The 20,032-nt window shown below is 61.2% G+C and carries 20 protein-coding genes and 1 pseudogene; 5 read left to right on the top strand and 16 right to left on the bottom strand.

Annotated elements, in window-relative coordinates; translation table 11 throughout:
- Window positions 1-272: 272 nt before the first annotated feature.
- The 9 genes and pseudogenes from BTM36_RS28885 to BTM36_RS03600 all read right to left on the bottom strand — a co-directional run.
- Window positions 273-747, bottom strand: a pseudogene (locus BTM36_RS28885) (transposase); the annotation flags it as partial.
- A 177-nt stretch (window positions 748-924) separates the two neighbouring features.
- A complete protein-coding gene (gene lpdA, locus BTM36_RS03635) occupies window positions 925-2,355 on the bottom strand; it encodes a dihydrolipoyl dehydrogenase (RefSeq protein WP_077235260.1) in 1,431 nt (476 codons plus the stop codon).
- Between the two features lie 11 nt (window positions 2,356-2,366).
- The gene (locus BTM36_RS03630) at window positions 2,367-3,668 is read right to left on the bottom strand and encodes a pyruvate dehydrogenase complex dihydrolipoamide acetyltransferase (RefSeq protein ID WP_077235259.1); all 1,302 of its coding nucleotides are present in this window, start codon (window positions 3,666-3,668) and stop codon (window positions 2,367-2,369) included.
- A gap of 1 nt (window position 3,669) precedes the next feature.
- Window positions 3,670-4,155 (bottom strand): VOC family protein, encoded by a 486-nt coding sequence (locus BTM36_RS03625; protein ID WP_077235258.1) that lies wholly within the window; start codon window positions 4,153-4,155, stop codon window positions 3,670-3,672.
- A 29-nt stretch (window positions 4,156-4,184) separates the two neighbouring features.
- Window positions 4,185-6,383, bottom strand: coding sequence for a thiamine pyrophosphate-dependent enzyme (locus tag BTM36_RS03620; RefSeq protein ID WP_077235257.1), 2,199 nt, complete (start codon window positions 6,381-6,383; stop codon window positions 4,185-4,187).
- Between the two features lie 70 nt (window positions 6,384-6,453).
- Window positions 6,454-7,281 carry an SDR family NAD(P)-dependent oxidoreductase gene (locus BTM36_RS03615; RefSeq protein WP_077235256.1) on the bottom strand — a complete coding sequence of 276 codons (828 nt, stop codon included), beginning with the start codon at window positions 7,279-7,281 and terminating at the stop codon, window positions 6,454-6,456.
- A gap of 31 nt (window positions 7,282-7,312) precedes the next feature.
- On the bottom strand, window positions 7,313-8,047 hold the full coding sequence (locus BTM36_RS03610) for an ABC transporter ATP-binding protein (RefSeq protein WP_077235255.1): 735 nt from the start codon (window positions 8,045-8,047) through the stop codon (window positions 7,313-7,315).
- On the bottom strand, window positions 8,044-8,832 hold the full coding sequence (locus tag BTM36_RS03605; protein WP_077235254.1) for an ABC transporter ATP-binding protein: 789 nt from the start codon (window positions 8,830-8,832) through the stop codon (window positions 8,044-8,046). Before BTM36_RS03605 ends, BTM36_RS03610 begins: the two co-directional genes overlap by 4 nt.
- The gene (locus BTM36_RS03600) at window positions 8,829-10,034 is read right to left on the bottom strand and encodes a branched-chain amino acid ABC transporter permease (RefSeq protein ID WP_077235253.1); all 1,206 of its coding nucleotides are present in this window, start codon (window positions 10,032-10,034) and stop codon (window positions 8,829-8,831) included. Before BTM36_RS03600 ends, BTM36_RS03605 begins: the two co-directional genes overlap by 4 nt.
- Here BTM36_RS03600 and BTM36_RS28675 point away from each other — a divergent pair.
- The gene (locus tag BTM36_RS28675) at window positions 9,952-10,200 is read left to right on the top strand and encodes a hypothetical protein (RefSeq protein WP_217349528.1); all 249 of its coding nucleotides are present in this window, start codon (window positions 9,952-9,954) and stop codon (window positions 10,198-10,200) included. The genes BTM36_RS03600 and BTM36_RS28675 overlap by 83 nt on opposite strands.
- Before the next feature lies 1 nt (window position 10,201).
- On the opposite strand, the gene BTM36_RS03595 is transcribed toward BTM36_RS28675, so the two are convergent.
- The 3 genes from BTM36_RS03595 to BTM36_RS03585 form a co-directional block, all read right to left on the bottom strand.
- On the bottom strand, window positions 10,202-11,143 hold the full coding sequence (locus BTM36_RS03595; protein WP_039875110.1) for a branched-chain amino acid ABC transporter permease: 942 nt from the start codon (window positions 11,141-11,143) through the stop codon (window positions 10,202-10,204).
- A 106-nt stretch (window positions 11,144-11,249) separates the two neighbouring features.
- Entirely contained in the window at window positions 11,250-12,530 is a 1,281-nt protein-coding gene (locus BTM36_RS03590; RefSeq protein WP_077235252.1) for a branched-chain amino acid ABC transporter substrate-binding protein, read from the bottom strand.
- 110 nt (window positions 12,531-12,640) lie between these two features.
- Complete coding sequence (locus BTM36_RS03585; protein WP_077235251.1) at window positions 12,641-13,516, bottom strand: shikimate dehydrogenase; 876 nt, start codon at window positions 13,514-13,516, stop codon at window positions 12,641-12,643.
- A 272-nt stretch (window positions 13,517-13,788) separates the two neighbouring features.
- Between BTM36_RS03585 and BTM36_RS03580 the strand changes: the two genes are divergently transcribed.
- Window positions 13,789-14,532 carry an SDR family NAD(P)-dependent oxidoreductase gene (locus BTM36_RS03580; RefSeq protein WP_006463050.1) on the top strand — a complete coding sequence of 248 codons (744 nt, stop codon included), beginning with the start codon at window positions 13,789-13,791 and terminating at the stop codon, window positions 14,530-14,532.
- Window positions 14,533-14,550: 18 nt separating this feature from the next.
- Window positions 14,551-15,264: a FadR/GntR family transcriptional regulator gene (locus BTM36_RS03575; protein WP_006463049.1), complete on the top strand. Its 714-nt coding sequence runs from the start codon at window positions 14,551-14,553 to the stop codon at window positions 15,262-15,264.
- A 53-nt stretch (window positions 15,265-15,317) separates the two neighbouring features.
- Here BTM36_RS03575 and BTM36_RS03570 read toward each other — a convergent pair whose 3' ends face one another.
- The 4 genes from BTM36_RS03570 to BTM36_RS03555 are packed head-to-tail and all read right to left on the bottom strand — an operon-like array spanning window position 15,318 to window position 18,469.
- Window positions 15,318-15,776 (bottom strand): cupin domain-containing protein, encoded by a 459-nt coding sequence (locus tag BTM36_RS03570; RefSeq protein WP_139347033.1) that lies wholly within the window; start codon window positions 15,774-15,776, stop codon window positions 15,318-15,320.
- A 23-nt stretch (window positions 15,777-15,799) separates the two neighbouring features.
- A complete protein-coding gene (locus BTM36_RS03565; protein ID WP_077235250.1) occupies window positions 15,800-16,648 on the bottom strand; it encodes an MBL fold metallo-hydrolase in 849 nt (282 codons plus the stop codon).
- 29 nt (window positions 16,649-16,677) lie between these two features.
- Window positions 16,678-17,139: a RidA family protein gene (locus BTM36_RS03560; RefSeq protein WP_077235249.1), complete on the bottom strand. Its 462-nt coding sequence runs from the start codon at window positions 17,137-17,139 to the stop codon at window positions 16,678-16,680.
- A 13-nt stretch (window positions 17,140-17,152) separates the two neighbouring features.
- Entirely contained in the window at window positions 17,153-18,469 is a 1,317-nt protein-coding gene (locus BTM36_RS03555) for an MFS transporter (protein ID WP_077235248.1), read from the bottom strand.
- A 261-nt stretch (window positions 18,470-18,730) separates the two neighbouring features.
- Here BTM36_RS03555 and BTM36_RS03550 point away from each other — a divergent pair, with 261 nt between their 5' ends.
- Together BTM36_RS03550 and BTM36_RS03545 are read left to right on the top strand one after the other, a co-directional pair.
- A complete protein-coding gene (locus BTM36_RS03550; RefSeq protein WP_077235270.1) occupies window positions 18,731-19,363 on the top strand; it encodes a DJ-1/PfpI family protein in 633 nt (210 codons plus the stop codon).
- Window positions 19,356-19,988, top strand: coding sequence for a helix-turn-helix domain-containing protein (locus BTM36_RS03545; RefSeq protein ID WP_006463062.1), 633 nt, complete (start codon window positions 19,356-19,358; stop codon window positions 19,986-19,988). Before BTM36_RS03550 ends, BTM36_RS03545 begins: the two co-directional genes overlap by 8 nt.
- Window positions 19,989-20,032 lie beyond the last annotated feature (44 nt).

Below are 20,032 nucleotides of genomic sequence, written 5' to 3'. Positions count from 1 at the left end.
GTAAATCGTTTCTTCATGCTGCCTCCGTATGGGGCAGACTCTACATCATTGCCGTACTAATCTCGGGGAGCAGGTCAATAAAGGCCTGCTGCCGCAGGCTTTTCTATTTTCCAATTGGAAATATCTTTGGAATATATTTCTCCGACAGACTGCCAGACCTAGTTAACATTGAGTGTCCCGCACTCAGTCTCTCAAGAAACCTGCAAACCCTTCTTGCCCTATTCCAACCACAAAATAAGATCACGCCCCGTCGCCATCACTGTGCTATGACAGAATCGCTCCCGCATAAGTAGCACACCGATCTTCCGGTATCCATAACGTACTTGAGTGACGGCAAACTCCTTCATTCTCATACGTAAATCCGTTTGCGGATTTTTAAAACTCTTCTATTGGTACACGCGACGGGCAATTCCAATCAACGCACACGCACGCCGCTCAGATGAGCTATAGAAGTCCTTATGGTAGTCAACGATAGATCGGCGCCGATCTGACTTCACCACCTTTTTAATGACGTCTGCGAGCATAGCCTTATCCAGAATGAGCTCTGGCTACGATCTTCTTCAGACGTTCATCTTCTTCTTGAAGTTGCTTGAGCTGTAGCGCCTTGTCGCTGTCCAAGTCGTCGTACTGTTTTTTCCACTGAAAAAGCTTACTCGGCGATACCGACGAGCCTGATCAGAGCCGCAACCGGCATGCCTCCTTTGGTACGACAACGATCTGCTCCACACTAAAACGATTCTTTTCCATGTAAAACCTCATTTCACTTTGGCAAGTCTCACTGAAAACCAACATTGGTGCTAGCTACATTTTTTCAGAGCCGATCACATAGACGCAAACAACTTCCATCCTAGCGTTCAGGCCGTTTTCGACCCAAAGCTGAGAGGCCGCGCGGATGTTCCAAACCATCCACCCCACCCCGGCGAATCACCCATGCAAGCCCCGCTGATAAGCCGCCAACACCGCCTCATGCATCACCTCCGACTGCGTCGGATGAGGAAACACGGTCGCCATCAATTCTGCCTCGGTACTTTCCAGCTCACGCGCAATGGCATAGCCCTGGATCATCTCGGTGACTTCCTCGCCCACCATGTGAGCGCCCAGCAGTTCGCCGCTGCCTTCATCAAAAATCACCTTGGCAAAGCCCCCGGTAGCGCCCAGCGCAATGGCCTTGCCATTGACCGCAAACGGAAACTGTCCCACCCGGATGGGGCGCCCTGCCTGGCGCGCAGCGGCTTCGGTCAGACCGACGCTGGCGACCTGCGGGTGGCTGTACGTGCAAGCGGGGATCTTTGACGGGTCCAGTGCATGCGGATCGAGGCCGGCGATCTTCTCGACGCAGGCTACGCCTTCGTGACTTGCCTTGTGGGCCAGCCACGGCGGGCCGGCAACATCACCGATGGCGTACACGCCCGGTTCGCCGGTGCGACCAAAGGCATCGGTCACGATGTGGCTGCGCTCCACCTTCACCGCCGTGCTCTCCAGGCCCAGGTCCTCGACGTTTCCGACGATACCGGCTGCCACCAGGACCACGTCGGCCACCAGTGTGTCGGTATGCCGGCCTTCGAGCGTCACCTGCCACTCGACACCGGTGCCGGTAGCGCCATCGCGCTTGACGGTCGATGCGATGCGCGCGCCGGTGTAGAGGCGCATGCCGTCCTTGCGCAGCGCGTCTGCGACGTGGGCACTGATGTCTTCGTCCTCCACTGGCAGGATGCGCTCGGCCATCTCCACCACGCGGACCTCCGCACCCAGTGCGCGATAGAAGCTGGCGAACTCGATGCCGATCGCGCCGGCGCCGATCACCAGCAGGCGGCGCGGTGTCTGGCGCGGCATCAACGCTTCTCGATAGGACCAGACGCTCTCGCCATCGGGCTGCAGCCCCGGCAGCACCCGTGCACGCGCCCCCGTGGCCAGGATGATGTTGCTTGCCGTGATGACGGACTTCCCCTGCTTGCCGTCCTTGCCCTCGCCCTCGACCTCCAGGCGTCCGCGCCCGGCCAGGCGGGCCCTGCCCTCGACGACGGTGATCTTGTTCTTCTTCATCAGGTAGGCCACGCCCTTGTTCAGATGCGCGGCTACCGAACGCGAACGCGCCACCATGGTCTGCAGGTCGGTCTCGGGCTCGCCGACCTGCACGCCGAACCTGGCGGCTTCACGCACCAGGCGCAAGACATCGGCCGAGCGCAGCAGCGCCTTGGTGGGAATACATCCCCAGTTCAGGCAGACACCACCCAACTGGGCCTTCTCCACCAGGACGGTCTTCATGCCCAGCTGGGCGGCACGGATCGCCGCCACATAACCGCCCGGGCCGCCGCCAACGACGGCCAGGTCGAAATCAGTTTGCGCTGCCTTCATCACGTATCACCTCAAATCAATGCACTCAGGGGGTTTTCGATGCAGCGCTGGAAGACCGCCAGCCATTGCGCGGCCAGCGCACCATCCACGGCGCGGTGATCCACCGACAGCGTGACCTTCATGACCTGCGCCACGGCGAGCTGCCCATCGACCACGACCGGCTGCGACAGCGTGGCGCCCACGGCCAGGATCGCCGCCTGCGGGGGGTTGATGATGGCCGAGAACTCGCGCACACCGAACATGCCCAGATTGCTGACCGTAAAGCTGCCACCCTGGTACTCGTTGGGCGCCAGTGCACCGGATCGCGCCCGCGCCGCAAGGTCCACGATCTCGCGGCTGATGGCCGACAGGGTCTTGCCGCCCGCATTGCGTACCACCGGCGTGATCAGGCCGCCCTCAGTGGACACGGCCACCGAGATATCGGCCTGCTGGTACTTGCGCAGCGCGGCCTCGGTCCAGCTGACGTTCATGTCGGGCACGCTCTGCAGCGCCGCTGCCACTGCCTTGACGATGAAATCGTTGACCGAGATCTTGCGTGTGCCGGCGGCGTTGATTTCCGCGCGCAGGGCCAGCAGCCTGTCCATGCGGCAGTCGGTACTGAGATAGAAGTGGGGAATGCTGGCCTTGCTCTCGCTGAGACGGCGTGCGATGGTACGTCGCATGCCACTGTGGGGGATGTCGGTGAAGGCAGCACTGCCCTGCGGGGCGCTGGCGCTTGGGATGGCTGGCGGCGTCGCATCGCTACCGGCGGCAGCAATGGCGGCGGCAGCAGCCGTCGCAGGGGCAGCCTGCGCAGCCGCTTCCACGTCGCGCCTGACGATACGACCATGCGGCCCGCTGCCCGTCATTCCTGCCAGTGCCAGGCCACGCTCCTGCGCCAGGCGGCGTGCCAGCGGGCTGGCAAAGATGCGCCCCGACGCCGCTGCGTCGGGTTCACGTTCAGGTTCGGCTGCCCCCGTAGTTGTTGCTGAAGAGGCGCTGACGGTGGCCGACGCAGTCGTGCCAGCGCCCGGTGGCGGCTCCGCGGCAACGCCGGCTGCCGCCAGCAGGGCGGCGATATCGACCTCGGTTTCGCCCTCTTCGAACAACACGGCGATCGGTGCGCCGACTTCCACCTCCTGACCCGCCGCGGCCAGTATCTTGCCCAGCACGCCATTGCTGTCGGCGTCGTATTCGATGACGGCCTTGTCGGTCTCGATCTCTGCCAGGCACTCGCCGGCCTTGATGGCTTCGCCTTCTTTGCGGGACCACTGGACGATCACCGCCGAGGTCGCATTTGCGGCGATTTCCGGCATCTTGATCAGCTTTGCCATGTCATTGCCCCTCTTTCTTGAGATCGGGTCGATAGGCAGCGATGTCGCTGTACTGGACCAGTTCCAGCACATTGCCTTCCGGGTCGCGGCAGAACGCCAGATACACCCCGGGACGCGCCTCCACCCGCTGCGCACCGGTCATGAACTCGATACCGGCAGCGCGCAGGGTGGCGATGGCGGCATCGATGTCGGCCACGATGAAGGTGAGATAGGCGGCGTTGGGGCGGTCAAGGATGTAGGCGGGAGGCGTCTCGGCGCGGGGTGGCGTGCGGGATGCCAGCAGCTTGATCCGTTCGCCATAGGGGGTCTGCAGACGGACCACGGTGTAGCCGTCGGCAGACAGGCCGGAGGCTGCCGACTTCTCGGCAGGGACGGTGATTTCACTCACAAAGCTGAAACCCATGATGGTTTCATAGAAGCGCCGCAGCGCCGGCAGGTCACGACAGGCGATGCCCACTTCCAGGGGGACAATCATCTCGATGCTCATGGCAAATCCTTTCGGTAATCAGGCGGTATTCAGCGAACGTCGGGGCGGGCGCCCTTGTCGCGCATCACCTGCTGCAGACCGGCGACGGTCTCTTCGGTACGGGCGGCGGCGGCACGTTCCAACACCTTGGAGATGCTGGGCGAAGCTTCGCCGCCCACCACCCGCTGTACTGGCTGGTCCAGCCAATCAAAGAAGCGGCGCTGGATCTCGTCGGCCAGCCAGCCGCCATAGGAAGTACCCTGCGCGCCCTGCTCCACGATCAGTACATTGTTGGTCTTGCGGATGCTCTGGCCGATGGTGTCCCAGTCGAGGCTGGCGCGGTCCAGCCAGCGCAGGTCGATCACTTCGGCGTCGATGCCGGTCTTCTGTACGGCTTCCAGGGCATGCGCCACCATGGATAGATAGGTCAGCACCGTCATCTCCTGGCCGGCACGTCGCACAGCGGCGCGCCCGAAGGGCGTCTGGTAGTCGAAGTCGTCTACGGGCGCAGGACCGCTGCTGTTGTAGAGGTCCACATGTTCGATCACCAGTACCGGGTCCTTCAGCGCCAGCGCCGCGTTCATCAGGCCGACATAGTCGAAAGGCGTGGACGGCGCCACGATGCGCCATCCCGGGCTGGTGGCGAAGATGCCCGCCGGGTCCATGGAGTGCTGCGAACCATAGCCGGTCCCCATCGCCACCTTGGTACGCAGGACGAAAGGCACCTCGATATCGCCGCCGAACATGTGACGTGCCTTGCCGATCTGGTTGAACACCTGATCGGCCGCCACCCACATGAAGTCCGGGTACATGAACTCGACCACGGGGCGGAAGCGGCCGTCCATGGCGATGCCGCCACCCAGCCCGCAGAAGGCGTTTTCGCTGATGGGTGTGCCCAGCGTGCGCTCGGGATATTTGTCTTTCAGGCCACGGGTTGCGCCATTGGTGCCGCCCTTGAGGCGATGCACGTCCTCGCCCATAACCACCACCCGCTCGTCCACGGCCATGCGACGGTCCATCACATCGGCCACCACGTCGATGAACTTGCGCTGCGCCAGCTTGCCGTCGAAGCCGGCTTCTTCCTCGGTGCGCGCTCCCTCCAGTTCCGACAGGTCACCACGGATACCGACATCACGAAAATCCGGGCTGGGCCAGAGTTCCGGGCGGATGCGCTTCTTGCCGGCCCGGGCCGGATCGTCTTCCGTCAGCGCCTGTACTGCCCGCGCCATGGCGGCCTTGATGCGATTGCGCAATGCCAGGATGCCGGCCTCGTCGATCAGGCCGCGTTCGCGCATGCGCTGGCCGACCAGGTCCAGCGGGTCCCGCTGACGCCAGCTCTGCTCTTCTTCCTTGCTGCGATAGCCGAAAGCACTACCGGGGAAGCCACCGTTCTGGTGGAAGAAACGATAGACATCGGCCTCGATGATGGTCGGCCCCTTGCCGGCCCGCATGTGCTGCAAGGCCTCATTCATGGCCAGGTGCACCGCCAGCGGGTCCATGCCGTTGACCTTCCAGCTGGGGATATTGAAGGAGGCGCCGCGTGCCGACAGACGCGGTTCGGCCGTGGCCTCGTCCACCGTGGTGGAGACGGCGTAGCCATTGTTCTCGATGAAGAAGCACAGCGGCAGCTTCCAGGCGGCGGCGATATTCATGGTCTCCAGCACAGAGCCGATGTTGACTGCACCATCGCCGAAATAGGTCACGGCGACATGCTCGGTTCCGGCATGCTTGTGCGCCCAGGCTGCACCCGCTGCCAGCGGCACCCCACCGCCGACGATGGCGTTGGTCCCCAGTACGCCCGCCTCTGCCCAGCGCAGGTGCATGGAGCCGCCACGTCCCTGGCAGAAGCCTTGCGCCAGGCCGAGGATTTCGGCCAGCGTACGCTGCAGCAGCTGCTCGACCGCCGGGGTCAGTTCGGCCGTGGGCGCGATGCCTTCGGGCATGAGATAGGCCAATGCCTTGGCCAGGAAATGATGGTGCCCCCGGTGCGAGCCATTGACCTGGTCTGCCGCCAGCAGGGGCAGGATGGAACCGGCCGCCCCACCCTCCTGGCCGACGCTGGAGTGGGCCGGGCCATGCACCAGGCCATCCATGGCCAGTTCCAGCACGGATTCTTCGAAGGCGCGGATGATATGCATGTGCGCCAGCAGGGAGCCCAGCAAGCCGGGATCGGCGGCATTCCAGTCGGCGTCGGTGGTGCGCAGTTCGACCCAGGGCGCGGCCGGGGCGAGTGCAATATGGTCAGACATGGGCTTACTCTCCAGAGAAGAAACTGATTCGGTGATAGCGGCCGCACCATCGGAGCGGCCGGAGAAAAGATCAGAGATAGCTATAGGCCGACCAGCCGCCATCGGCCACGATGGCCTGGCCGTTGATGAAGGCGGCATGTTCGGAGGCCAGGAACAAGGCCAGGGTGGCGATCTCGTGCGGCTCACCCAGGCGACCGGCGGGCGTACGCTTCTTCAAGGCCGCCAGGTCCATGCGGCCGGTACTGACCAGTTCCTGCACCAGGGCCGTCTGTACGTAGCCCGGCGCAAGCGCATTCACGCGCAGCCCCTTGGGTGCCCACTCCACCGCCAATACCTTGGTCAGCATCACCACCGCCGCCTTGCTGGCGCAGTAGGCCGCACGCTCGGGCGCGGCCACCGTGCCATACATCGACGCGGTGTTGAGGATCACCCCGCTCCCCTGGGCCACCATGTGCCGGGCCACTGCCTGGGCGCAAAAGAAGACCCCGTTCAGATTGACGTCGATGGCATGGCGCCACTGCTGTGCAGGCAGTTCCAGGGTCGGCCGGTTGGCCGAGATGCCGGCATTGTTGAGCAGGATGTCGATACGGCCGAAACGTGCATGGACGGCCGCCGTTGCCGCCTCCACCGCTGTTTCGTCGACGATGGAAGCGACCAGGCATTCGACTTCGATCTGCGGGAAGGTCCGGTGCAGTTCCGCCCGGGCGCGCTCCAGCGATTCGCTGTTGACATCCAGCAGGGCCAAATGGGTGCCATTGGCCGCAAACGCATCGGCCATGGCACGGCCGATGCCGCTGCCGGCCCCGGTGATGAAGGCGACCTGGTTGGCCAGATCGGGAAACTGCTTGTATTTGGCGGTGGCATGCAGTGCATGCGCATCGATAGTCTGATCGCTCATGGTTTCTCTTGAAGTGAAGTCGCTTGCCGGCTCATACCGCCAGCCAATCCTTGAGCAACTGGGGATTCTCCCCAAGCTCGTCGGGCGTGCCGCTGAAGACGATCTGGCCATGACCGAGCAGGCAGACCCCGGTGGAAATCTTCATGGCGATGGTCAGCTTTTGCTCGATCAGGATCACGGATACGCCACGCCGGTGGATTTCCTGGATGGCCTCGCCCACCACGGTCACGATCTTGGGGGCCAGGCCCTCGGTGGGCTCATCAATCAGGATCAGGCGCGGATTGCCCAGCAGCGAGCGGCAGATGGTCAGCATCTGTTGCTCACCCCCGGAAAGATTGCCGGCCCGGGTGTTGCGGCGTTCCTTCAGGCGCGGGAAGAAATCGAACATCTGCGCCACCGTCCATTGGGGCGCATCGTTGCGTGCGCGTTGCACGCCCATCTGCAGGTTCTCGTCGACGCTGAGGTTGGCGAAGACTTCGCGCTCCTCCGGGACGAAGGCGATCCCTGCCCGCGAAACCGCGAAGGGACGTTGCCCGGCCAGATCGCGACCGTCCAGCAAGACCTGGCCGCCGGTGGGCGGTACCAGGCCCATGATGGCGCGGGCCGTGGTGGAGCGCCCCGAACCGTTGCGCCCCAGCAGACTGATCACGGCGTTGTGACCGACCTCGAAATTGACACCCTGCAGGATATGGCTCTTGCCGTAGTGCGCGTGCAGGTCGCGTACCTGCAGCAGCGGTGCCTGTGCCGGTGTGGCTGCTGTGCTCATGCTGCGACCTCCTTGCCCAGATAGGCTTCCTGTACTTGCGCATTGTTGCGGATTTCCTCGGGGGTGCCGGTTGCGACCACCTGGCCATAGACCAGAACACTGATGCGGTCGCACAGCGAAAACACCACATCCATGTCGTGCTCCACGATCATCAGGCTGCGGCCCACCGAAAGCTCGCGCAGGAGCTCGGCGGTATAGTCGGTTTCTTCCCGCGACATGCCGGCCATGGGTTCATCCAGCAACAAGACCTTGGGGTCGGAGGCCAGGGTCATGCCGATCTCCAGCGAACGTTGTTCGGAATAGGAAAGCTCTCCGCCCAGCGTGTCACGATGGCGGACCAGGCGGACCTGCTCCAGCAACTGCTCCGCCAGTGCAGTGACCTTGCGATACTGCGAGATCGGGCGCCACAGCGTGTATTGCATACCGAAGCGCTGCATTACGCCCAGGCGCAGGTTCTCGAACACCGACAGGCGCGGGAAGATATTGGTGATCTGGAAGGAACGCGCCAGTCCCATGCGGTTGATGTGTTCCGGACTGAGCCCGCCGATGGGCAGTTCGCCCAGCAGGATTTCCCCTGCGCTGGGCTTGAAGTTGCCCGAGATGAGATGGAACAGCGTCGACTTCCCCGCCCCATTGGGACCAATGAAGGCATGACGCTCGCCGCGCTGCAGTTCCAGGTCGACACCCCGGATGATGTGCGCCTCGCCGAAGGACTTGCTGACGTTGCGCAGGGTCAGTGCCGCCGGGCTGGTGCTGACGGGATGGATGGAGTTGACGGCGCTCATGCGGCCTCCTCTTCATTGAGTGCGTCCCAGGCACGCGTGACCCGGTTCAAGATCAGGCCACCGGCCACCAGCAGCAGCAGAGGCAACAGCCATGTGCTCACCGCGCCGGGTAGCCAGTCACGGCCAAACAGGGTGATCGCCGGCCATGGCTGGGCATCCACCAGTTGCGACTGGTAATCCGAGCCCAGGACGCGCTGCAACAGCTCCACCGAAAACACCACCGCCGCCGCACACGCCAGGGCGCCCAGTGACCAGCCCGCCGCATAGCGCGCCAGCACCGCGCTGCTACGCTGACTGCGCTGCCACCACAGCACCACGCCCGACAGGCCATTGGGCATGAACATCATCACCACCACGAAAATGAGACCCTGGTACAGCAACCAGGAGCGCGTCAGGTCCGAGACCGCATACCCGAAGAAGGTCATCACCGCCGCGCCCAGGGCCGGGCCGAAGAACACCCCGGTACCGCCGATATAGGCATTGAGCACCACCTCGGAAGACAGGCGCACATCGAAGAGCACGTAGTTGCCGGCTTCGTTGTTCATCGCCAGCAGACCACCGGCCACGCCCGCAAAGCTGGCCGAGATCATGAACACCATCACCCGGGCGGCATGCACGTCATAGCCCAGGAACTTCAGGCGCATGGCGTTTTCGCGCAGACCCAGCGTGAGCCGCCCCAGGGGGGTACGGGTGAAGAAGAACAAGGCGCCCAACGAAGCCAGCACCCAGGCCAGGGTCAGGTAATAGACATGCATCGGCTCGCCAAAGGACAGGCCCCAGGCCGGCATGCGCATCGATGACACCCCTGCCTCGCCACCAAAGACGCTGGTCAGGTGCGGTGCCAGCGCGTGCAACAGTTCGGCCAGGGCCAGGGTGATCATCGAGAAATAGACACCACTACGCTGCGTCGAAAACCAGCCCGCCACCAGGCCCAGCAGACAGCCACCCAGTGCCCCGAATATCGGCAGCAGCGGCGTGGGCAGGAGCCCCGCACCGCCCAGCGCATTCATCGCATGCAGGGTGGCAAATGCACCGATACCGAAATAGGCCGCGTGGCCGAAGGAGAGCATGCCACCCTGCCCCGCCAGCACATTGAAGGCCGTTGCAAACAGTGCCGCGATGAGCATCTGGATAGCCGCATTCACCAGCGCCTGGGGCAAAACGAAGGGAGCGATGAGCAGTAACAGCAGCACCGACACCATCAGCAGACGCGAGGCCAGCGATACTGCAGCCGGCGATCGCAGTGACGTGGCTGGGGACGCGGTTGCGGACGCGGTTGCGGACACGGTTGGTGACACGTCTGGTCGCATTTTTGCGGCCGACCCGGGCAGGCCTGGCAAGACCTTGTTTGTGGATTCGTTCATGTGACTCACTCCTTCTCACCCATCAGCCCGGAGGGGCGAACCAGCAATACCAGCAACATCAGCGCAAACGGAATGGTGGCGGCCAGCGACGAGACCTTCAGCGTCATCAAGCCCCCCAGGTCACGCGCCCATTGTCCTGCCCCGACATAGTCCAGCGCATCGGCCAGGCTGACATCCACGCCGACGGCAAAGGACGAGATCAGGCCGATCAGGATCGATGACAGCATTGCGCCCTCCAGCGAACCCAGGCCCCCGATGACCACCACCACGAAGACCAGCACACCCAGCTCCAGGGCCATGTTCGGATTGGTGGTATAGAACGCGCCGGCGATGGCGCCGGCCAGGCCGGCCAGCGCGGCCCCCACCCCGAAGACACCCATGAAGACCAGTGGCACGTTGTGGCCCAGGGTCTCCGCCATGGCCGGGCGATAGATCGCCGAGCGCACGACGATGCCGATGCGGGTGCGCGAGAGAAGCAGGTAGATCAGGCCGAACATGAGCAGCGAGACCAGGCCCATCATCAGGCGATAGAAGGGATAGTCAGTACCGAACAGGCGAAACGCGGCAAACGAGAGCGAAGCCGGCACCTGGTAGTTGACCGGGTAATTGCCGAAGAAGAGCTTGATGATTTCGGCAATGATGAAGGACAGGCCAAAGGTCAACAGCAGTTCATGCGCATGACCGTAGCGATGCACGCGCCGCAGGAACCAGCGTTCCACGACCACGCCCAGCAGGCCCACGATCAGGGGCGCAATGATCACGGCAGGCCAGAAGCCGATGAACTTCTGCAAGGTATAGGCCAGGTAGGCACCCACCATGTAGAAGGAGGTATGCGCGAAGTTGAGCACCCCCATCATGCCGAAGATGAGCGTCAACCCGGCCGAGACCATGAACAGCAACAGGCCGTAGATGGTGCCGTTGATCAGCGATACGGTAAAGAATTCCATAGCGTCTTCCAAGAAAACGGGACGACCGTCCCCCGCACGGGACGGCAAGGCCGCCCATGTCGATTCGGCGCCGTGCACAGGCACGGCGCCCGCTCAGCGAGTCAGATCAGGAGGGACGCTGCATCTTGCAGCTGGTCTGGACCGGGTTCACGGCGTCTTCGCCGCTGAACTTCTTGATAACCTTGAAGCCCATGTCGGTATCGTCGACCTTGTACTTGACGTTCTTTTCCACGCGGGACACGACGATGGGCAGCACCACCTGGTGGTCGGCGGCGCGAATCGAGGTCTCGCCCATCGGCGTCTCGATCCTGACCTTTTCCAGTGCCTTGGCCAGCTCGGTGACATTGATCTTGTCGCCGCTGGGCTTGACCTGCTTGAGGGCCTCGCCCAGCATCTGCATGCCGAACACGGTCTGCGGCTCGATGAAGGTCGGGAAGTGACCGGTCTTGGCCTTGTAGTCGGTGGCGAATTCCTCGGTGGCCTTGTTGGTCTCGATATTGAAGGCGTGCGAGATGAAGTGTCCCAGGGCCGTGTCGCCGGCATTGCCGATGTTGCCCGGCTGGTCCAGGAAGACGGTGCCGAAGCGCACCTTCAGGCCGGCAGCCCGTGTGGCCTTCATCAGTAACAGCAGATCGTTGGACCAGTTGCCGGTGAGGACTGTATCGGCCCCGCTGGCCTTGATCTTGGCGACATAGGGAGAGAAATCCTGGATCTTGTTGACATCGTGGAGGGTGCTCTCGACCACGGTGTAGCCACCGGCGGCGGCATCGTCCTTGATGGCCTTGTCCATGTCCATGCCCCAGGAATAGTTCTGGTTCATTGCATAGACCTTGTTCCCCAGTTCCTTGGCTTCCTTCATGGCCGGCACCAGCGTCTTGACGCGGATCACGGCGTTGGTGGTGAAGCGGAAATGATAGAAGTGGCACTTGTCGCCGGTCAACTCCAGCGCCTCGCCGCCCATGTTCATGAACAGGACTTCCTTGCCGGCATTGCGCAGGTTGTGCTTGCGCACGTCTTCGGTGATCTGGCCGGAGACAGCAGACGAAGAACCCTGGATAATGATCTGCGCACCGGCGGCAATGGCAGCCTTGACCTTGTCGGAAGCGCCGGCAGGTCCGCCCTGGTTGTCATACTCGGCCAGCTGCACGGCTTGCCCGTTCCATCCGCCGGCGGCGTTGATGCGATCCATCTCGTACTTCACTGCAGCGCGATAGAGCAGCCCGGTCGAGGCCTGCGGGCCGGACAGGGTTTCCACCAGCGCGATCTTCAGGGGCGCGGCGGCCTGGGCGGGACATGCGATGGCGGCCAGGACCAGGGCCGACAATGATGTCAGCGAGGACAGTGACGATAGCGACGACAGGGACACTCCGATGTAATTCTTGCTCATACCTCATCTCCGTTATATTTGTAGGATTCCAGGTCTTGCACTGCCGGCGCCCGGGCTTCCGTGCGAGAGCCGCGCCGGTGCGGCTCCCTTCTCAAGGGGTGGCACGCCTCTCAGCGCAACCCAAGGAACTGTTTCATGCTTTCAAGCTGGGCCTGCATCATGTAGCGGCCGAAGTGCAGCGCCAGTCCGCGTCTCTGGGCAGCCGCCAGTAGCGGAGTCAACTCCACCTTCATGACCGCCTCCGCCACCAGCGCATCGGTGGGCAGGCCTTCCACGGCGAATGGCAAGGCATCGTCCGGGTTCAGCCCCAGCGAGGTGGAATTGATGGCCAGGGTGTAATGGGCGGGATGCGCCGTTGCCACGTGGGCATCCAGTTGCGGGTAGTAGCGACGCAGTTCGGCCACCAGATGTCCGGCACGTTCCGCACTGCGGTTGTACACGCCGATGGCACCCGCGCCGTGCGCGGCCAGGGCATGTGCAATGGCCTTACCGGCACCACCGGCACCGGCAAGATAGACCCGCCGCCCCACCAGCGCATGCCCCTGGGCCAGCAAGCCACCGACGAATCCCTCGCCATCCAGATTGCTGCCGACCAGGCGCATGCCTGCTTCACCAGAGGCCTCTGCCTGTCCAGCCTCCGCCGCATCAAACCGCACGATGTTGACCGCACCGACCTGGCGCGCTGCATCGGTCAGCTCATGGCAGAGGGAGAGGATGCTTTCCTTGTGGGGAATGGTGACGATCAGGCCGGCCATGCTCCTGACCCTGGCCAGCGCTGCCACGACCGATGCAAGATCGTCTGGCGCCACCTGCAGCGGCACCACCACGGCATTGATTGCCTTGCTCGCCATCAGGGCATTGAAAGCCTGCGGGGTCCGCACATGGCCGATCGGATCGGCCAGGATACCGATGACCCGGGTATGTCCATTGATGATGGGGGACGCCATCTCCTGCGCACTGCGCTCCCCGGCTCCAGCCAGAATCACGGTATCTCCTTCGCAAGTGGCGCCTTGCAGCGCTCTTCTTTTCCGTCATCCCGCATTTTTTGCGGTGACATGATAGGTTTTTATGCACTTGTCTGATAAACTTTTAATCCTGTCTGACAAGTTGTGCAGCGATTCTACAGAGCGGATTTTGTGATGTCAACAACCCCTGCCTCTGCATCCCGGACAGGTGAGCGACTTTGCATTACGCCTGGAAAGCCGCTCCCAGCAAGGCTTACAGGACGAAGCGTCAACATAGAACAACAGGAGACCCCATGATTGCATTCACCGACAAGACCTTTTTCATTACCGGTGCCGGCGGTGGCATCGCCCGCGCAACCGCCTTGCTGACTGCCCGGCATGGCGCCAACCTGGCCCTGGCCGACATCGACCTTCAGGCCCTGGCTTCGCTCAAGGAAGAGATTCTTGGCATCGCCCCCAGTGCGCAGATCAGCCTGCACCAGCTGGACGTGGCCGACGCCCAGGCCTGCCGCCAGGCGGCCGATGCCTGCGCCCGCACCCATGGCGGGATCGACCACCTGATCCACTCGGCCGGCATCTATCCCGAAAAGCGCGTGGCGGAAATGACAGAAGAAGAATGGCGGCGCCTCATGGCGATCAACCTGGACGGCACTTTCCATATCTGCCAGGCGGTCATTGCCCATCTGCGCGAGGACAGCTCGATCGTCAACCTCGCTTCGCTGGCCGCGCAGCGCGGCAGCTACGCGCATGCGCACTACGCGGCGGCCAAGGGTGCGGTGATCAGCTTTTCACGCAGCCTGGCGCTGGAGCTGGCCCCCAAAACCCGGGTCAACGCGGTATCTCCGGGTATCATTGCCACTCCGATGACCCGGGAACTGCTGGCCAGCAAGGGGCCGATGCTGCTGCAAAACACGCCCCTCGGCCGCCTGGGAACTGCGGAAGAAGTGGCCGGCTCGATTGCCTTCCTGTGCTCTCCCCTGGCCTCATTCATCACCGGAGAGACACTGCAGGTCAACGGCGGTCTGTACATCAATTAATCCAGTTGCAATCCACCCATGAAAACCGCGACACAGCGCTTGCCCACGCAATCCCTCACCGAAGAGATTGTTGAATGGATTAATGAAGAAATCCGCGAGCAGCGGCTCAAACCGGGCGACAAGCTGCCCAGCGAAAAACAGCTGGGCGAGCAATTCTCGGTGAGCCGCTCGGTCGTGCGCGAAGCCCTGTCCCAGCTGAAATCGGAAGGCATCGTCAATGCCCAGCAGGGCCGCGGTGCCTTCGTCAACGAACGCGGCTCACGCCAGGCCTTCCGCTTCGAGGCGGCGGCCCTCAACGATGCGGAGGGACTGGAACACGTCATCGAGCTGCTGGTGACGCTGGAGACCGCAGCCGCCCGCTATGCGGCCATCCGCCGCACGCCGGAAGACCTCAAGAAGATCAAGAAGGCCCTGGTCGGCATGGAGTACGCCATCATCAATGACAAGCTGGGGGACGAGGAGGATTTTGCGTTCCACCAGGCTATCGTGGACTCGACCAAGAATCCGCACTTCTGCATGCTCAACGAGTATCTGGAACAGCACGTCAGAAGACTGATCCGCCAGGCCCGCAGCAACACCGCGACGAACTACAACAATCTGATCCAGGCCGTGCAGGACGAGCACAAGGCCATCCTCCAGGCCATCGAAGACAAGGACCCGGTCGCCGCGGCAATTGCCGCAGAAACGCATCTGCGCAATGCGGCAAAGCGGCTGAACAAGTACCTGAGCTGAACCCGGTGGAAAGTCAGTGGTATTGTCCGGTGCGCTTCACCGCCGGCATTGCGTCATCGCGCCTGATGCGTACGCGGGGCGTGGTCCGTTGCAATACGTTGTTTGGCGGCAGCATCAAACCCGGCACTATTGCGGAAGATATTGGGTTTCCGGTAGATCGCCAGAATAGTGCAGCCTTCCGCGCTATGCGTTTCATGCAAGGAACCAGGCTTGCGCCAGACGAATTCGCCTGCGCGGCAAATGCCGTCGTGGTCCGAGAAGGAGCCTTCGATGACATAGCTTTGCTCGATCTCGGGATGCTTGTGAAACGGCAAGGTAGTGCCTGGCTGCCATCGCAGCAGGCAAGTCATCTCGCCGATTTCCTTGTTCTCATAGAGCACCTTGATCTCGATGCCCTCAAACTGCGAGGGCTTCCAGTCCATTTCCTCGGGTTTCATATATACCGACCCACCTGGGGTCGGTTGAAGCTCACCACTCAAGCGATCATCAAAGCTCTTGTCCATTGCACCCATTTTTTCATCTCCTCTCGACGACATTAAGCAGCTTGATCCAGAACCGAGGTTACCAGGTTCTGAGGCACTTCCAGTTCAAAGCCCGGCTCGGCCACGTGGACGCGAATATGCGGGAAGCGACTTCTTACCGCGTCAGCGAATTCACTCCAGGGGCGGGAGCTCACCTCCATCATTTCATGGAACTTCTCATGAGGCGGATACAAGACCACCACCTGCGGCTTGAGCGCAGCCACACCGCGGACCACATCCTGAATGAAATCAAGCTGCATGCCCGCCAGCAGGATGTCAGTCTTGAAGCGCCGGCCCAGTGCTTCAATTTCAGCATCCGTCATCTTGCTGTTGAAGCCTTCGTTGTAATTCAGGATCGTGGTGCCGTCGGGCAGCTCGACATGAAATCCGGTGTAGGGGGAATAGAACGGAGCATTCGTGGCACTGCTCCATGCCCAGGCCAGTTGCGTGGTGTTTCCCTTGAAGACTGCCTTGGTCAGTGCCTTGTACAAATTGATGTCGCGATGCTGCCAAGGCAGCGCCGTAATCTTGAATCCCGGCACGAAGACGCTATCGAAGGAAGCCGGCTCGATGGCACGCAGCTGCGCGGGCGTAAATTTGTGACGGCGCTGCATGAAGCGGGTAAGCGACGGCGCGCCGATCACGCAGGCACCCGTTGCCTTTGCCACTTCCGGCACGTCCAGAAAATGCTCTTCGTGGCCATGCGTCACGCAGATGTACTTGGCATGCATGAAATCGTCGAGATGGAACCACTCGGCGCCACAATAGGGACGATAGAAAGGGTCAAAGAACAGCGCTCCGTGCGACGTCTCCAGAGCAATACTGGACCACCCGTAATACTTCAGCTTGGCTGCTACATTCATGATTTTCCTCTTTGATTCAGGCAATAATTTCAGGCAATAATTTCGACAACCGCTTCGATCTCTACCGCAACATTCATGGGTAGCGAACTGACGCCAACCGCAGCTCTGGCATGGGCGCCAGCGGCGCCGAACAAACTTACGAACAGGTCAGATGCGCCGTTGACGACCTTGGGGGCATCAGCGAAGTCGGGAGTGCAACGTACGAAGCCACCAAGGCGGACTACCTGTGCAACGCGGTCCCAGCGGCCATCGATCGCGGCCTTGATCTGCGCCAGCACATTGAGTGCGCATTGTTGTGCAGCTTCGTAACCCTGCTCCACGGTCACGTCCTCACCCAGCCGGCCGACCAAGGTAGGCCGGCCATCCTTCAATGGCAACTGACCAGAGATGAACAGGAGATTCCCGCTCTTCTTGCAGCCGACAAAACTTCCTGCCGCCGCACCCAATTCCGGTAGTACCAAATTCATCTCCGCGAGCCTGCTTTCCAACATGTCCGTCCTTTCGTTATTTAAGAAGTGCTTCGTTCTTGGTCTCACGCGCAAACATCGCTGCAACCAAGGTAATGAGCGCCAGCACGATGAGCATCACCGACACGCCGGCCGTTCCTCCCATATAGCCGGCCAATGCCGTTGCCAGCACCGGTGCAAAACCACCGCCCAGGGCTGCCGCCACCTGGAATCCAAACGATGCGCCGCTATAGCGCACATTGGCCCCGAACAGCTCCGGGAAATAGGTCGATTCGGGGGCAAACATCAGGCCATGCCCCAGACTCATTGCAACAACAATGGTGAGCATGACAATCTCGGGCGTCCTCATTTCCAATAGCCAGAACAAAGGAAATGCGAAGGCCAGGGTAAAGATCGCGCCAATGAAATACAGTGGCCGGCGACCAATTCGGTCTGACAGAAATCCAAACAGAGGAATGGTGATGAGCTCGACCGCCGCTGCCACAAGGATGGCGTCCAGAATCATGGATTTGGGTAGCTTCAGCGTGCCTGTCGCGTAGACCACGACAAAGACCGTCAACATGTAGACCCAGGAGACTTCCGATATCTTCAAGCCGACAGCGACCAGGAAGCTCCTGGGATGCTTGAAGATGGCCTCTTTCACGGGATTGCTCACAATCTCCCGACGCGCCTTCATCTCCTCAAACACAGGCGACTCGCTCACGTTACTGCGGATGAACATGCCCAACAGGATCAACACTGCGCTGATCAGGAAGGGAACCCGCCATCCCCAGGCCAGGATGTCAGCCTCCGGCAATTTGGCGATCACGCCGAACACCAGTGTTGCCACCACCAGACCGATGGGGAAACCCACTTGCACCAGGCTGCCATAAAGCCCTCGATGCTCTTTTGGCGCGTGTTCCAGCACCATGACCGAGGCGCCACCCCATTCTCCTCCCAGGCCAATGCCTTGAATGAAGCGCAAGGAGATCAGCAAGATGGGCGCCCAGATACCGATCTGGCCGTAGGTCGGCAGCACACCGATCAGGAAGGTGCCCAAGCCCATCATGACCAGCGTGAGCATGAGGATGGATTTTCTTCCCAGCCGATCGCCGAAATATCCAAAAATCGCACCGCCTAATGGCCTGGCCAGAAAACCGACCGCATAGCTTCCTAACGCGGCCAACGTCCCCAGCAAAGGATCGATGCTTGGGAAGAACAGTTTGTTGAACACGAGTGCGGCGGCCATACCGTAGATCAGAAAGTCGTACCACTCGATGATGGTGCCGATCGTGCTGGCGAAAACCACGGAACGCAGGCTGCGCTGACTGCCTGCATCGTGCACACGGGCGTGCAGGTCGTAACTGGTTGTCATGCTGATGTCCTTTCGAAAACGATGTTCGTTGAACTTCCGGGAAACCGCCGCCCTCCAAAAATGATCACATCAGGAAACCTTGTTCACCATTTTGGAACGTCCCGCACAAGCATGAAACCCACTAAATCCTCAATATCATGCATAAATATGCGATTCAGGCCAGCTGAAGTCAAGCCTTGCATATTTCATGCCATGAAACATTTATCGTCAAAGTTTCATATAATGACCATACCCCCCCACATTCATCACGAAGAGGAAATCATGAAATTTGGCGTGTTTATCTATGAAGGGGTCGAACCAATTGACCTGGCCACCATCGGCGTGCTGTCCATGGCGCGTCGCATCGCGCCTGAGATCAGCTTTTGGACAGTAGCGGCAGCGGCGGGGCCGGTTCGGCTTGCCAATGGCTTGACGGTGATCGCCGACTACGGATTTGATGAATTGCCGCCCATCAATACGCTGATCGTCACGGGCGGCCCCGGATGGCAGCAATGCTGCACAGACCAGGCTGCGCTGACGTTCTTGCAGAAGATGGCCGGACGCGCCACGGTGGCATCCGTTTGCACCGGCGCCATGATCCTGGCTGCTGCGGGCCTGCTGGAAGGTCAGGTCGCGACAACGAAAGTGGAGGTCGCAACCGGTGAACAGGTCCCATTGGAGATCATGAGATCGCAATACCCGGGGATTGACGTCAAGGCAGCCTTGCTAACTGATAATGGCAGTATCATTACGGGCGGCGGCGTGTCCAGATGCATCGACGCCACCCTCTACTTGCTGGAAAAATACTTGGGAAGTGACGTAGCGGACCAGACCGCCCGCATCATGGAGTACACCCATGCGCGTGCGGCCAACCTGGCTGCGGCTCCCATTATCAACAATGCGGCAAATGAATAGCGAAGAATATCCAGTCAAAGAAGAAAGCCCCACGGCCATCGAGCTGCAGCTCGGCAAGCGCATTTCAAAACTGCGCGCGGCCAGGGGGTTCACACAGGATCAGCTGGCAGCGGCCACCGGCTTCACAAAGGGATATCTCTCCAAAATAGAGAACTCCAAGGTCATCCCTCCCATCGGCACGCTGATCAAAATTGCCCAGGTCCTGGAGACGGATGTGGCTGATCTGCTGGAGCCAGAAGAAGTTGACGATCAAAGCGACGCACTTTGCGTGGTTCGCTCCTGGCAGCGGGAGTCCGTCATCAAAGGTGGCAGCTCATTCGGCTACGATTACACCGCCCTGGCCCACAAGCGACACCACAAGCAGATGGAACCCTTCATCATGGTGTTTCCATCCAAGGTGGACCGCGATATCCGCTTTGAACACGAAGGTGAAGAATTCATGTTCATTCTGGAAGGAGAAGTCGAATTCGAAGCCACCATCGATAGTCGCAATAAAACCTGGCTACTCTCCCCTGGCGACAGCATCTACTTCGATTCGCGCATTCCTCATCGTGGGCGCAGCCTGAACGGCGAGGCACGCGCACTGGTCGTCATCTATCGCTCGCAAAGCAAAATCATCCCGTAGGACAAAAAGCTCACTCATCCGATGATCAGCGGCTGTTGATTGAC

This window comes from Herbaspirillum sp. VT-16-41, assembly GCF_001994935.1.
In the GTDB taxonomy this organism is placed as follows: domain Bacteria; phylum Pseudomonadota; class Gammaproteobacteria; order Burkholderiales; family Burkholderiaceae_D; genus Herbaspirillum; species Herbaspirillum frisingense.
This window is presented reverse-complemented; position numbering and strand designations above follow the sequence as displayed.